The organism is Streptosporangium lutulentum (assembly GCF_030811455.1).
In the GTDB taxonomy this organism is placed as follows: Bacteria; Actinomycetota; Actinomycetes; order Streptosporangiales; family Streptosporangiaceae; genus Streptosporangium; species Streptosporangium lutulentum.
The window spans coordinates 1-15,161 of the sequence record NZ_JAUSQU010000001.1; the positions used below are offsets into that span (position 1 = coordinate 1).

Annotated in this window: 8 protein-coding genes; 5 read left to right on the forward strand and 3 right to left on the reverse strand. The window is 69.7% G+C overall.

The features are described 5' to 3' along the window. The 3 genes from J2853_RS00005 to J2853_RS00015 all read right to left on the reverse strand — a co-directional run. Window positions 1–874: selenium-binding protein SBP56-related protein (locus tag J2853_RS00005; protein ID WP_307553556.1), on the reverse strand; the 874-nt coding region annotated here is incomplete at its 3' end. A 748-nt stretch (window positions 875–1,622) separates the two neighbouring features. Continuing rightward, on the reverse strand, window positions 1,623–2,681 hold the full coding sequence (locus J2853_RS00010; protein WP_307553558.1) for a hypothetical protein: 1,059 nt from the start codon (window positions 2,679–2,681) through the stop codon (window positions 1,623–1,625). Window positions 2,682–4,287: 1,606 nt separating this feature from the next. Beyond that, window positions 4,288–4,740, reverse strand: a complete 453-nt coding sequence (locus J2853_RS00015; protein WP_307553560.1) for a TetR/AcrR family transcriptional regulator C-terminal domain-containing protein — start codon at window positions 4,738–4,740, stop codon at window positions 4,288–4,290. Between the two features lie 698 nt (window positions 4,741–5,438). Between J2853_RS00015 and J2853_RS00020 the strand changes: the two genes are divergently transcribed. The 5 genes from J2853_RS00020 (at window position 5,439) to J2853_RS00040 (ending at window position 15,112) form a co-directional block, all read left to right on the forward strand. Further along, window positions 5,439–7,208, forward strand: coding sequence for a discoidin domain-containing protein (locus tag J2853_RS00020; RefSeq protein ID WP_307553562.1), 1,770 nt, complete (start codon window positions 5,439–5,441; stop codon window positions 7,206–7,208). 210 nt (window positions 7,209–7,418) lie between these two features. Then, complete coding sequence (locus J2853_RS00025) at window positions 7,419–10,304, forward strand: PQQ-dependent sugar dehydrogenase (protein ID WP_307553564.1); 2,886 nt, start codon at window positions 7,419–7,421, stop codon at window positions 10,302–10,304. Beyond that, a complete protein-coding gene (locus tag J2853_RS00030; RefSeq protein ID WP_307553566.1) occupies window positions 10,297–11,886 on the forward strand; it encodes a ThuA domain-containing protein in 1,590 nt (529 codons plus the stop codon). Before J2853_RS00025 ends, J2853_RS00030 begins: the two co-directional genes overlap by 8 nt. An 85-nt stretch (window positions 11,887–11,971) precedes the next feature. Further along, a complete protein-coding gene (locus J2853_RS00035) occupies window positions 11,972–13,282 on the forward strand; it encodes a DUF1996 domain-containing protein (protein WP_307553567.1) in 1,311 nt (436 codons plus the stop codon). Window positions 13,283–13,588: 306 nt separating this feature from the next. Beyond that, window positions 13,589–15,112, forward strand: a complete 1,524-nt coding sequence (locus tag J2853_RS00040; RefSeq protein ID WP_307553569.1) for a vWA domain-containing protein — start codon at window positions 13,589–13,591, stop codon at window positions 15,110–15,112. Window positions 15,113–15,161 lie beyond the last annotated feature (49 nt).

The window sequence follows — 15,161 nt, forward strand, 5'->3', positions numbered from 1 at the left end:
TGATCTTTCGAGCCTTCCAGACCCCGTCTTCCAGATACCAGGTGAAGATGTTGGCGGACAGGTCCTCGACGTTGATCACGGTGTTGACGAAGCCGTAGGTCTTGTTCGGGTCGTGGGCGGGACGGAGTTCCAGGGCCATCTGGTGCTGGTCGCCCAGGTCGATCTCCTGAAGGTGCTTGCGCTTGGACAGGTCCCAGACGTGCAACCGGTGACCGTATTTCCGGCCGACCAGCTCCTCCAGCGAGGGACCGGGCTCTATCTGGTTCGGGGTGCCCCACTCGCTGGTGACCATCCTGTCGTGGCCGAGATGCCACCAGAAGTCGTAGTGCAGCTCCTGAGGCCCCCTGTTCGCCTCCCAGCGCCCCTTGGGCTCGAAGGTGTCGTGGTCGAGCGTGAACACCCCGCCCGGTGCGTCGCCGTCCACGTTGCCGAGCGCGCTGACGTAGATCGCGTCGGTGCCGCAGTGGACGGTGTGCGGGCGGCTGTAACCGGTCTTCTTGAAGATCGTCTCCGGTTCGATCGTCTTGACGAGCTTGGGATGCCAGGGATCGTCCTTGACGTCGAAGATGTAGATCCTGCTCGACCGCAGGCCGGGAAGGACGAGATAGCGCCGCTCCACATGAGGGTGCGGAGCGTACGGGCACAGGGCCGCGCTGCACACGTTCCACCCGAAGTGATGTAGCTCGTCCCCGGGGACGGACATGTCGTGCACGCTGGCGATCGACCCGTCCGACAGATCGATCGTGGCGAGCGCGTCCGGCCGGCCTTCGCCGTCGGTGTCGAGCAGGGCGACGTAGGCGAGCTGTTCTCGCGGGGCGAGCATGGCCTCACGGGCGGACGGATAGAAGGTGGGGTCGGGCTGGATGAGTGCCATGGCGGACTCCTAAGCCGAAAGCCGATATCCCTACTAACATTGTGGGAAAACTCTCTGTTGTCCAGTGGCTGTGTTGCGTAGCCGACCGGTGGGGGAGCCGTGACGGCACGAGGAGGAGCGTGCGCCGCGTTCTCCGCTCTGAAAAGTTCGGCGTGGCCGTGCCGGCCCCGCCGCCGCGACGACCTGGGCACCGTGGGTCCACAGCGGGCCGACGAGCCGAGGTGCCCCGGCGAATCCGAGCACCGGTCGGTCCGTCTGTGCTCGGGCGCGCATGCTCATGTCGGGACGAGGTCGAATCCCCCGTCTGAACACGCAGGTCGGCGGCCTCGCCCACTTTCAGGTTAATCCCACCGGTGAGGGCGGCGCGGGTGCGGGGACGGCCGGTCCCGTTCGTGGACGCCGACGGATCCATGCCGGCCGGACGGATCCGGGGAGTTCGAGGAGCGGGTGGCTTGAGCGGGTTGCCCGTGTCAGGACCGCGCCGCTCGTCGGGACCACTCGGGACCACGCTGCCGGTGCGGATCCGGCGAATGCCGTGATGCACCCCGTGCCGACGAACCGCTTGCGGGCAAACGAAGAGGTGCGGGCCGGTGACGGTCCCGCACCTCTCCGTTCTTGCCTTGCTTACCGGTTACCTGTCTTGCTGGACAGTGCTACCAGCCGCCACACACCGTGGGCCGAACGACCCAGCTGGTTGGGCACACTGGCTGAACGTTGCCCAGAACGACGGCAACGGGGGTTCCCAAAGTCACGGGAGTTCCGGGAGGTCCGGGAGGTCCTTCCGGTCCGATCGGGCCTTGAGGTCCTTCGGGTCCTGCCGGTCCCTCAGGGCCGGTGGCGCCGTCGACACCATCGGCGCCTGCCGGTCCTGCCGGTCCTGCCGGTCCTGCCGGTCCTGCCGGTCCTTCGGGTCCGGCTGGGCCTTCGGGTCCGGGTGCGCCGTCGGCGCCTGCGGGTCCCTCAGGTCCGGCTGGGCCTTCGGGTCCGGGTGCGCCATCGGCGCCTGCGGGTCCTTCGGGTCCGGGTGCGCCATCGACACCGTCAGCGCCCGCAGGTCCTGCTGGGCCTTCGGGTCCAGGTGCGCCATCGGCGCCTGCGGGTCCCTCAGGTCCTGCTGGTCCTTCGGGTCCTGCCGGTCCGGGTGCGCCGTCGGCGCCTGCGGGTCCTTCGGGTCCGGGTGCGCCATCGACACCGTCAGCGCCCGCAGGTCCTGCTGGGCCTTCGGGTCCAGGTGCGCCATCGGCGCCTGCGGGTCCCTCAGGTCCTGCCGGTCCTTCGGGTCCGGGTGCGCCATCGACACCGTCAGCGCCCGCAGGTCCTGCTGGGCCTTCGGGTCCAGGTGCGCCATCGGCGCCTGCGGGTCCCTCAGGTCCTGCCGGTCCTTCGGGTCCAGGTGCGCCGTCAGCGCCTGCTGGTCCTTCGGGTCCGGGTGCGCCGTCGGCGCCTGCAGGTCCCTCAGGGCCGGTGGCGCCGTCAGCGCCTGCGGGTCCTGCTGGGCCTTCGGGCCCGGGCGCGCCGTCGGCTCCCGCTGGTCCTTCGGGGCCGGTGGCGCCGTCAGCGCCTGCCGGTCCTGCGGGTCCTGCTGGGCCTTCGGGCCCGGGTGCGCCGTCGGCTCCCGCTGGTCCTTCGGGGCCGGTGGCGCCGTCAGCGCCTGCCGGTCCTGCGGGTCCTGCTGGGCCTTCGGGTCCAGGTGCGCCATCGGCGCCTGCGGGTCCCTCAGGTCCTGCCGGTCCTTCGGGTCCGGGTGCGCCATCGACACCGTCAGCGCCCGCAGGTCCTGCTGGGCCTTCGGGTCCAGGTGCGCCATCGGCGCCTGCGGGTCCCTCAGGTCCTGCCGGTCCTTCGGGTCCAGGTGCGCCGTCAGCGCCTGCTGGTCCTTCGGGTCCGGGTGCGCCGTCGGCGCCTGCAGGTCCCTCAGGGCCGGTGGCGCCGTCAGCGCCTGCGGGTCCTGCTGGGCCTTCGGGCCCGGGCGCGCCGTCGGCTCCCGCTGGTCCTTCGGGGCCGGTGGCGCCGTCAGCGCCTGCCGGTCCTGCGGGTCCTGCTGGGCCTTCGGGCCCGGGTGCGCCGTCGGCTCCCGCTGGTCCTTCGGGGCCGGTGGCGCCGTCAGCGCCTGCCGGTCCTGCGGGTCCTGCTGGGCCTTCGGGTCCGGGTGCGCCGTCAGCGCCGTCAGCGCCTGCCGGGCCTTCGGGTCCTACCGGTCCTTCGGGTCCGGGTGCGCCGTCAGCGCCGTCAGCGCCTGCCGGGCCTTCGGGTCCTACCGGTCCTTCGGGTCCGGGTGCGCCGTCGGCGCCTGCGGGTCCTTCGGGTCCGGGTGCGCCATCGACACCGTCAGCGCCCGCAGGTCCTGCTGGGCCTTCGGGCCCGGGTGCGCCGTCGGCTCCCGCTGGTCCTTCGGGGCCGGTGGCGCCGTCAGCGCCCGCAGGTCCTGCTGGGCCTTCGGGCCCGGGTGCGCCGTCGGCTCCCGCTGGGCCTTCAGGGCCGGGTGCGCCGTCGGCGCCTGCGGGTCCTTCGGGTCCGGGTGCGCCGTCGGCGCCTGCGGGTCCTTCGGGTCCGGGTGCGCCGTCGGCGCCTGCGGGTCCTTCGGGTCCGGGTGCGCCGTCGGCGCCTGCGGGTCCGGGTGCGCCGTCGGCGCCGTCAGCGCCGTCAGCGCCGTCAGCGCCCGCGGGTCCTACCGGGCCCCGAGGACCCACTGGTCCCCGAGGACCTGCGGGGCCTTGAGTACCTTCCGGAATCTTGCAAAGGAAGACCGGTAGACCCATCCACCGGCACAGCGGGATGTAGTCTGACGGCTGCGGGCAAACCTGGAATGCCGCATAGATAATCTTTTGAACCCCTGAAGTATCTTCAGTTGAATTCTTCTGGGGTGGAGGACAGAGGCCTTCCGGAATCGCAGAAGGCCCTGGTGTGAAAGCGAGGCTGACTGGTTGGCCCGCGATGTAACTAACCGCTTGGTAGCGGTTGTTTTCCTGGGCCGTCAACCAGTTGGCAGCAGTTGCTGATGCAGGGGAGTGAAGGAGAACGGCCCCAGCGAGAGCACCGCTCGCCAAGGTCCGTTTCATAAATTTAGCCACGTTCATTCTCTCTCCCGGCGCCTTAGGATAAAACGCTTGGTCAGCATCCTTGGGTTGGCGGAGAACGTTCAAAAGAAATGTTTCATGAAACTGGCTGATACCCTTGGTAAGGGACATGCATTTCTTTGCCGTCACCAATTGGAATAACACATAAAGACCAATTGTTCGATTAGGTGAATTAATCGGACTAAAGGACTTATATTCGCTTAACGCGGGCTGTGTCCCCCCGTTCCTTCGCGCGGCAGAGGGGCTTCGCGTCAGGGGAAGGCGCTCTGCCACTCCTCGGCGCGAGATCGGAACCACCGGACGCAGGCACCCTTTGCCGATCTGGGGCGCGAGTGTTCAGGCGGACCGTGATCGGATGAAGGTCTCGATGCCGTCCAGCACGCGCTGCAGGCCGAAATCGAAGCCGTCGTCCACGCCGCTGAAGACTCCCGCCTGGGTGACACGCGCCAGTGTCGCGTAATGATCGTCGGCCAGGATCCTGTCCAGGAAAGGTGCTTGGGCCTCCCAGGACTGCTCGTCGCTGATCCCTGTGCGTTGCGCCGCCTGGGACGCTTCCGCGACCGTTCGCGCCGTGCCGACCACGTAGCCGTCGATGGGCGTGAGCATCGCCATCATCTCGCCCTCGTTGAGGCCGATGCCGTCAACGACGCGCAGCCCTTCCTCCATGCCCTTCAACGCGTTGGGGCCCAAGACCGGGCGGGCCTGGGACACCTGGAGCAGCCGGGAGTGGCGATGGTACAGCGCCCAGGACTGCCGGGCGATCAGCCCCGGGCCGGCCCCGCGAGCCATCCGGCCTCGTCCGATTCGGCCGTCGCCCAGGTCGTCTGCGGGCGGCTGGAGCGCTGCCTCGGTTCCGGAGGTTCGAGGGGAGCCGGCCACGGCCGGGTGACGCCCGGTGCTGCTCGGGATCTTCCGTCATCCGTTCCGCCGGACGGTTCCGCGTCTCCGGAACGCGCTGCCGTCCCGGAGGGGTGGCCGCGCGGAAGGGCGGCCGTTGTCGCTCGGATGGGCCGCCGGACGGTCCCTCGGGCGGGCGACCCTGTCGGCGTGATGGAGGCGGCCGTCTTCCGGCGCGCCGTCGAAGGTGGCGCGGCGTACTCGCCGGACCCTTTCTTAAAGTCTAACTTGAAGTCTAAACTTGATCATGGAGAGAGCGCTCCCTCCAAAAGGGTGATGGGGGTGAGTCCTCCTGTCAATTTTCCGCCCGACGGTGATCTTCGCGTTCGGGTCGAAGGGCGGGTGTGGGGAAGAAAATCCACCCTCATTTGGACTCAAGTAGCCAAAGCTCACGGCATTATGTCGCGTTACAACGTGATCTTCGAGAAACCCTCTCCCGGTCGCACCGTGGCCGTCCTCTCTCGTGATGCCTGTTTCCGGCATGTTAATTGGGCTCTTGACAGGGTCTGTCGGACGAGAGCAATCTCTCGTTGAGAGAGCGCTCCCCGACTCGTCATCGATACGGCACCCCCCACTCCCGAGGAGACGCGATGCCCTCGTCCCGAAGTCCCGGACGCCAGCGCCTGGCGCTGTTCGTCGCCGCGGCGGTCACCTTGATCACATCCTGCCTGGTGGTGGTGCCCGCGATGGCCGCCGCTCCCGTCCTGCTGTCTCAGGGCAAGCCCGCGACGGCGTCGTCATCGGAGGCGGCGGTCTTCCCCGCGTCCTCCGCCGTCGACGGCAATCTCGGAACGCGCTGGTCCAGCGCGTTCAGCGATCCCCAGTGGATCCAGGTCGACCTCGGCGCGACCGCGAGCATCACACAGGTGGTGCTGAACTGGGAGAGCGCACACGGCAGGGCCTTCGAGGTGCAGACCTCCCCGAACGCGAGCACCTGGACCTCGATCTACTCCACCACGACCGGCACCGGCGGCACGCAGACCCTGAACGTGACCGGCACGGGCCGGTATGTGCGGTTGTACGGCACCCAGCGCTCCAGCCAGTGGGGTTACTCGCTGTGGGAGTTCCAGGTCCACGGCACGATCGGCACCACCCCGCCGGATCCCACCCCCACGCCGACCGTGAATCCCCCCGATCCCGGCGGTGACAAGCTGCTGTCCTACGGCAAGCCCGGTTCGGCCTCGACATCCCAGAACGACCAGAACTGCGGGAACTGCATCCCGGCCAGGGCGTTCGACCGCGACCCCGCCACTCGCTGGGCGACGAGCTCCACCACGGGCTGGGTGGATCCGGGCTGGATCTCCGTCGACCTCGGCGCGACCGCGCAGATCAAGAAGGTCGTGCTGCAGTGGGACCCCGCCTACGCCAGGGCCTTCCAGATCCAGGTCTCACCGGACGGGAACGCCTGGACCCCGATCTACTCCACGACCACCGGCACCGGCTTCAAGCAGACCCTGAACGTCACCGGTTCGGGCCGCTACGTGCGCATGTACGGCACGCAGCGGGCCACGCCGTACGGCTACTCGCTGTGGGAGTTCCAGGTCTGGGGCACCGGTGGCGCCCCCATAACGCCCCCGCCGCTGCCTCCCGACCCGGCCGTCCCGCCGAGGCTCGTGTGGAGTGACGAGTTCAACGGCGCGTCGGGCACCAAGCCCGACGCGGCCAAGTGGCGGCCCGAGATCGGGCCCGGCGTCAACAACGAGCTGCAGTACTACACCAACAACGACAACGCCACCATGGACGGTGCCGGCAGCCTCGTCATGGAGGCGCGCAAGCAGGTCACCGCGGGTTCGGCCTGTCCTCGCGACCCGCTCAGCGGCAGCACCACCTGCCAGTACACCTCGTCGAGGCTCAACACCTACGGCAAGTTCAGCTTCACCTACGGCAGGGTCGAGGCCCGGATCAAGCCGTCGGGCACCAAGGGCCTCTGGCCCGCCTTCTGGATGCTCGGCGCCGACTTCTTCGACCAGAACCGGCCCTGGCCCTACGTGGGCGAGATCGACATCATGGAGCACGTCGGCAAGGAACCGCACAACGTGTACTCCACCCTCCACGCCCCGGCCTACTTCGGAGGAGGCGGGTTCGGCAAGTCGTACACGATCCCCGGCAACTTCAACGACGCCTTCCACGTGTTCGCCGTGGACTGGAACAGCAAGGGCATGAGGTTCACCGTCGACGGCAACCTCGTCCACGAGGTCAACCGCGAGACGCTGGAGACCACCGTCGGACCGTGGGTCTTCGACCACCCGTTCTTCATCATCCTGAACAACGCCGTCGGCGGTGACTGGCCGGGGCCGCCCGACGCCACCACGGTCTTCCCGCAGCGGATGCTCGTCGACTACGTCCGCGTCTACCAGTAACCGCCCAGGAGCGGCAACCGCCCAGGAGGGATCCGGCACGGCCGCCGGCCGTGCCGGATCCCCGCGCCTGCCGCCGGATCCCTTCCCCGCCCGCGACAGGCCCCGTACCCGATCCTCGTCGTGTCCGCCCGTAGATCCTTCCCCCGCCCGCTCACCCGCGAGTGAGCGGCACGCTCAGAGCCGAGATCGCCTCCACCCCCCGGAGGGAAGATGCGTTTCCCGCTTTTCCGCTCTCTTGTCATACCGGCGGCCCCCGGACGAAAACGGCCGCTCGTCGTCACACCGTTCGGCGCCGCGTTCGTGGCGATGCTCCTGGCCTTGGCCGCGATTCTCCACCCGATTCCCGCGTCGGCCGCCCCGCCGGTCGATCCCACCAAGTTCCAGCAGGTCACCCTCGCCAAGGGCGTCGCCGAGGTGGGCGAGCCCATGTCGATGGCCGTGCTGCCGGACCGCTCGGTCCTGCACACCGCCCGTGACGGCACGGTCCGGATCACCGACGCCGCGGGGAACACCAAGGTGTCGGGCAAGCTCTCCGTCTACTTCAACGACGAGGAGGGCATGCAGGGTGTCGGCGTCGACCCCGGCTTCGCCTCCAACAGGTTCGTCTACCTCTACTACGCGCCGCCGCTGTCCACGCCGCCGAACAATGCCCCGCTCGACGGCACCGCGGCGGACTTCGCCCGCTTCGACGGCGTCAACCGGCTGTCGCGCTTCAGGCTGAACACCGACGGCACGCTCGACCTCGCGAGCGAGAAGGCCGTCCTGGACGTGAAGACCAGCCGTGGTTTCTGCTGCCACGTCGGCGGTGACATCGACTTCGACGCCGCCGGGAACCTCTACCTGACCACCGGCGACGACAGCGAGCCCGGTTTCAACGACGGCTACGCGCCTTTGGACGACCGCGCCACCCGCAACCCCGCGCTCGACGCGCAGCGAGGCGCCGCCAACACCAACGACCTGCGGGGCAAGGTGCTCCGGATCAAGGTCAACGCCGACGGCTCCTACTCCATCCCGGCCGGCAACATGTTCCCGCCGGGCACGGCGAACACCCGTCCCGAGATCTACGCGATGGGCTTTCGCAACCCCTTCCGGATGAGCGTCGACAAGGCCACCGGAGTGGTCTACCTCGGCGACTACGGTCCCGACGCGGGCACCGCCGGTCCCCGGGGACCGGGCGGTCAGGTCGAGTTCGACCGGATCACCGGGCCGGGCTTCTACGGCTGGCCGTACTGCACGGGTAACAACACCCCCGCCGAGACCTACGCCCGCTACAACTACGCCACCGGGGCGATCGGCGCGAAGTACGACTGCGCGGGCGGCCCGGAGAACACCTCGCGCAACAACACCGGCCAGGTCAAACTGCCCCCGGCCAAGCCCGCCTGGATCACCTACGACGGCTGCAACCTGCCGGAGTTCGGCTGCGGCGCCGAGTCGCCGATGGGCGGTGTCGTCTACCGCTACGACGCCGCGCTGAACTCGCCGATCAAGTTCCCGCAGGCGCTCGACGGGCACTTCCTCGCGGGCGAGCTGCAGCGCCAGTGGATCAAGGACATCGAGGTCAACGCGGACGGCGGCCGCGGCACCATCCAGCCCTTCCCCTGGTCGGGCAAGCTGGTGATGGACATGGCCTTCGGCCCGGACGGCGCCCTCTACGTGCTCGACTACGGCACCGGCTGGTTCAACGGCAACCAGGACTCCGCCCTGTACCGCATCGAGGCCGTCGGAACGGGCGGGCGGGCACCCCTGGCCAAGGCATCGGCGGACCGTGTCTCCGGGAAGGCGCCGCTGACCGTGGCGTTCTCCTCCGCGGGCAGCTCCGACCCCGACGGCGACGCGCTCACCTACTCGTGGGCGTTCGGCGACGGCGGCACCTCGACCGCGGCCAACCCGACGCACGTCTACACCACCGACGGCAGGCGCACGGTCACGCTGACCGTCAGGGACGGCACCGGCCTGACCGCCACGGCCAACGTCGAGATCAACGTCGGCAACACCGCGCCCACCGTGAGCATCCAGCTCCCGCTCAACGGCCAGGTGTTCTCCTTCGGGGACACCGTGCCGTACCGGATCACCGTCACCGACCCCGAGGACACCGTGATCGACTGCTCTCGGGTGAAGCTGACCTACATCCTCGGCCACGACACGCACGGCCACCCGCTCGCGACGGCCACCGGCTGCTCGGGCACGATCCAGACACCCGCCAACGGCGACCACGACGGGGCGGCCAACCTGTTCGGCGTCTGGGACGCCGAGTACACCGACGCAGGCGCCCTCACCACCCACGCCCAGCACGTCACCCAGCCGAAGAACCGGCAGGCCGAGCACTACACCACCTCCCAGGGCGTCGTTCAGTACGACAAGCCGACCGCGCACGGAGCCAAGACCGTCGGCAGCATCGAGAACGGCGACTGGATCGCGTTCGACCCCTACGTTCTCGCCGGCGCCTCAAGGATCACCGCCCGCGTCTCCTCGGGAGGAGTCGGCGGGACCATCCAGGTCAGAGCCGGGTCGCCGACCGGGACGCTGCTGGGCACCGCGACGGTGGCGCCCACGGGCGGCTGGGAGACCTTCACCGACGTCGGCGCCACACTGGCGGGAGCGCCGGCCGGCACCACGAGGCTGTACCTGGTCTTCGCCGGTGGGACGGGCCCGCTGTTCGACGTGGACGACTTCACGCTGACCGTCGGATCCGGCCCGCCGCCCACGGGCGGTCTGCTGTCGGCAGGCCGGCCGACGGCGGCTTCCTCCACGGAGAACGCGGGATTCCCGTCGTCGGCGGTGGTGGACGGCAACGCCGGGACGCGGTGGTCGTCGGGGTTCGCCGACCCGCAGTGGATCTCGGTTGACCTGGGCTCGGTGAAGTCGGTCAACCGGGTCAGGTTGCAGTGGGAGGCCGCCTACGGCCGGGCCTACCGGATTGAGACCTCCACCGACAACACCACCTGGTCATCGGTCAGTTCCACGACCGCCGGCGACGGCGGCGTGGATGACATCACCATCCCCGCGGTGAACGCCCGTTATGTGCGGGTGTACGGCACACAGCGTGCCACACCGTACGGCTACTCCCTATGGGAACTGGAGGTCTACGGTGCGTAAGCTCATCGTCTTCTTCGCCGCCTTGATCGCGGTCGTGATCGGGTTCGGAATGCCCGTCACGGCCATGGCCGCCGATCCGGCCTACAAGGTGCTCGTCTTCTCCAAGACCGCCGGATTCCGGCACGACGCCATTCCCGCGGGCATCACCGCGCTGCGGGAGCTGGGGACGGCGAACAACTTCACCGTCGACGCCACCGAGGACGCCGCCGCCTTCACCACGGCCAACCTGGCCGGATACAGAGCGGTGATCTTCCTGATGACCACCGGGGACGTGCTCAACCCCACCCAGCAGACGGCGCTCGAATCCTACATGGCGAGCGGCGGCGGCTACGTCGGCGTCCACGCGGCCGCCGACACCGAGTACGACTGGGCGTACTACGGCGGCCTCGTCGGCGCCTACTTCGCCTCCCACCCCGCCATCCAGCAGGCCACCATCCGGGTCGAGGACACCGCGCACCCCTCGACGGCCCACCTGCCCGCCGCCTGGGTGCGCACCGACGAGCTGTACAACTACCGCACGAACCCCCGCTCCACGGCTCACGTGCTGGCCACGCTCGACGAGTCGACCTACTCCGGCGGATCGATGGGAGCCGACCACCCGATCGCCTGGTGCAAGCCGTACCGGGGCGGCCGGACCTGGTACACCGGGCTCGGTCACACCGCCGCGTCCTACACCGAGCCGAACTTCCGGGCGCACCTGCTCGGCGGGGTCCGCTACGCGGCCGGGGTCGCCGCCGCCGACTGCGGGACGGGCACGCCGCCGCCGGCCACCGGCGCGGTGGAAGCGGAGAGCTTCTCCTCCCAGTCCGGCGTCCAGGTGGTCGACAAGGCCGCCGCGCACGGCGGCAGGGCGGTCGGCTACGTCGACAACGGCGACTGGCTGGGATTCTCGGCCGTGGACTCGGCCGGGGTGACGGGTTTCTCCGCGCGAGTCGCCTCGGCGGGCGCGGGCGGCACGATCGAGGTGCGGGCGGGTTCGGCGACGGGCACCCTGCTGGGCTCGGTGGCGGTGTCTCCGACCGGCGGCTGGGAGACCTTCCAGACGGTCACGACCACGCTGACGGGCACGGGCACCGGTCCGCTGCACCTGAGGTTCACCGGGGGAGCGGGCTCGCTGTTCGACATCGACGACTTCACCCTCACCCGGGGATCCACGCCCACCCCCACCCCCACTCCCACGCCGCCGACGAGTGGCGCGTTGTTGTCGGGGGGCCGGCCGACGGCGGCTTCCTCCACGGAGAACGCGGGATTCCCGTCGTCGGCGGTGGTGGACGGCAACGCCGGGACGCGGTGGTCGTCGGGGTTCGCCGACCCGCAGTGGATCTCGGTTGACCTGGGCTCGGTGAAGTCGGTCAACCGGGTCAGGTTGCAGTGGGAGGCCGCCTACGGCCGGGCCTACCGGATCGAGACCTCCACCGACAACACCACCTGGTCATCGGTCAGTTCCACGACCGCCGGCGACGGCGGCGTGGATGACATCACCATCCCCGCGGTGAACGCCCGTTATGTGCGGGTGTACGGCACACAGCGTGCCACACCGTACGGCTACTCCCTATGGGAGCTGCAGGTCTACGGTGCGTAGCCGCCACGGCGGTCGCCCGGGTTCGCAGGTCACGAGACATCGCTTTTCGGCTGTATCAACCGCATGACCGGAGGAGCCAGAACCCATGAATCGAACAGTCCCCCCACCCCGCTTCGGGCGGCGAGGTCTACGTCTGGCGGTGATGATGGGAGCGCTGGTGGCGCTCGTGACCGGCTCCCTGACGGTCGTCACCGGCCAGGCCAGCGCCGCCGAGACCCCGCTCTCACAGGGGCGCCCCGCCAGCGCCTCCTCGACCGAGAACGGCGGCTCACCGGCCTCGTCCGCGGTCGACGGCAACCTCGGCACCCGCTGGGCCAGCGCCTTCAGTGACCCGCAGTGGCTCCAGGTCGACCTGGGCGCGTCCGCCACCGTCAACAGGGTGGTGCTGAACTGGGAGGCCGCCTACGCCACCGCCTTCACGATCCAGACCTCCGCCAACGGATCCACCTGGACGACGATCCACACCACGACCGCGGGCACCGGTGGCAACCAGACCCTGAACGTGTCGGGCAGCGGTCGCTACGTGCGGCTCAACGCCACCAAGCGCGCCACCCCGTACGGGGTCTCGTTGTGGGAGTTCCAGGTCTTCGGCAGCGGCGGCACCGCACCGACGCCCCCGCCCGCGGGACCGATCGTGCGCGTGGCGGAGTTCCTCGCGGAATGCCCGTTCACGCACCGCCTGCCCGACGACCCGATCGTGGTCCCGGGAATCCCCGGCGGGTCGCACATGCACAGCTTCTTCGGCAACCCCTCGACCAACGCCCACTCCACCCTCGCGAGCCTGCAGCAGGCGAACAGCAGCAGCTGCGCTCCGAGCATCGACATCTCGTCGTACTGGGTTCCGACCCTGTACTCCAACAACGTCGCGGTGGAGCCCACCGGCACCACCTTCTACTACCTGGGGGAGGGCGTGAACGCCGAGACGCTCGCCCGGACGCAGCCGATCCCGCTGGGCCTGAGGATCGTGGCGGGCAACGCCAAGGCGACCACCCCCAACGACCCCACCAGCAACGCGCGCTGGTCGTGCCTGCACGCCGGACAGGTCAACCCGTCGAAGGACTTCGTCAACTGCCCGGCGGGCACGATGATGGAGTCCTACCTGGACTTCCCGCAGTGCTGGAACGGCAGGGACCTGGACTCGGCGGACCACAAGAGTCACATGGCCTACCCGGTGAACAACACCTGCCCGTCCTCGCACCCGGTGCCGGTGCCGAAGCTGCGCCAGGTCCTGCGCTACCCGGTCAGCGGTGACCCCGCGAAGTTCCGGCTGGCGTCCGGCCCCGGCTACACGATGCACGGCGACTTCTTCAACGCCTGGCCCGAGGCGGAGATGGAGCGGCGCGTGCGCGACTGCATCCGCCCGGTCATCAAGTGCGGCTTCGACGGTCATCCCTAGAGGGACGGGCTTCGAGAGCCGTCCGTAGCGGGACGGCGGCGGGGTGACCCGCACCGTCCCGCCAGGGGGCGGGACCCGGAAGGCCGGGTGCCGCCCCCTGGCTTCTGCCAGAGGAGCCCGGGGAGGTCGCCCGGGTGCGCAGAACCCCCGGAGAGCGAGGCGCTCGGGGCCGGGCTCAGCGGGCGCCGTCCGGGCCGGGAAATTCGATCACATGCCGAACACGGTTTGCGCTCGCTTGGGTGAAGCACCCGGCTCCCGGTGAAAAGGGATCGTCGTAGGAAGCGACACGCATCCTACGGAGGCGAAATGAAGCGCGATATGAAGCTACGCCCCCTGGCCGTCGCCCTTGCCGTGATCGCCCTGCTGCTCGTCGCCGCCTGCAGCGGATCGCAGGATACCGGTGCGCCCGCCAGCGAACCGAACAGGAACTCGGGCAGAGGGATCCCGTCCCCGGCGCAGGGCGGGAACACCGAGGGGAGCACCGAAAGGAGCGGGGAACAGGACGCCACCGCCACCCGGGAACAGGACGCCACCGCCGGCCAGATCTCCACTTTCGCCCTCGACGTGGACACCGCCTCCTACGGCTACAGCAAGCGGATCCTCCAGGAGGGCCGCCTCCCCGAACCGGACCAGGTCCGGCCCGAGGAGTTCGTCAACGCCTTCAGACAGGACTATCGGGAGCCCGAGGACGACGGTTTCACCGTGAACATGGACGGCGCGCGCATGCCGGAGAACGGCACCGCGCTGCTCCGCGTGGGCCTGCAGACCCGTGGGGCGGACGCGCGGACGCGGCGTCCGGCGAACCTGACCTTCGTGGTGGACGTGTCCGGCTCCATGGGGGAGCCCGGCCGGCTCGACCTGGTCAGGGAGGCGCTGCACAAGCTCGTCGACCAGCTCGGGCCGGGTGACCAGGTCTCCGTCGTGGCCTTCAGCGGCGAGGCCGAGGTGATCGTCCCCATGACCTCGGCGACCGGAAGGGACCGGCTGCACGCGGCCGTCGAGCGCCTCGCCGTACGGGACTCGACGAACCTGGAGGCAGGACTGACCAGCGGATACGCCGAAGCCTCGCAGAGCTTCCGCCCGGTGGCCACCAACCGGGTCATCCTGCTCTCCGACGGCCTGGCCAACATGGGCGACACGAGCTGGCAGGGCATCCTCGACAAGGTCAAGGGATTCGCCGGCAAGCAGGTCACCCTCCTGTGCGTCGGCGTCGGCCGCGACTACGGCGACCAGTTGATGGAGCAGCTCGCGGACAACGGCGACGGCGCCGCGGTCTACGTCAGCTCGGTCGACGACGCGCGCAAGGTGTTCGTCGAGCAACTCGCCACGAACCTCGATCTGCGGGCCCGCGACGCCAAGGCGCAGGTCGTGTTCAACCCCTCGGTCGTGGAGTCGTACCACCTGGTCGGCTACGAGAACCGGCAGATCGCGACCGAGGACTTCCGCGACGACGCCAAGGACGGAGGGGAGATCGGCCCCGGCCACTCGGTGACGGCTCTCTACGAGGTACGGCTGCGCGGCGGGGCCTCGGGCCAACTGGCCACGGCCACCGTCCGCTGGCAGGATCCCGACACCCGCGACCCCGCCGAGACCAGCCACTCCCTGGAGACGACCGACCTGGCGGCCTCGCTGTGGCGGGAGTCGTCGGCGAGGTTCCAGGTGGACGTGGTGGCCGCGGCGTTCGCCGAGAATCTCCGCACCCGCGAGCGGTTCGCCGGAGCGGAGATCCGGGAGCTCGCCGAGCACGCCACCCGCCTGGCGGCGACCACGGAGGACGCCGCGGTGACCGAGCTCGCGCGGTTGATCGACCGGGCCTCGTCGCTCGGCTAGGCGAGGACCGTCGAACCGCGGGGCCGGGGGCTGCCCGCGCCCGGCCCCG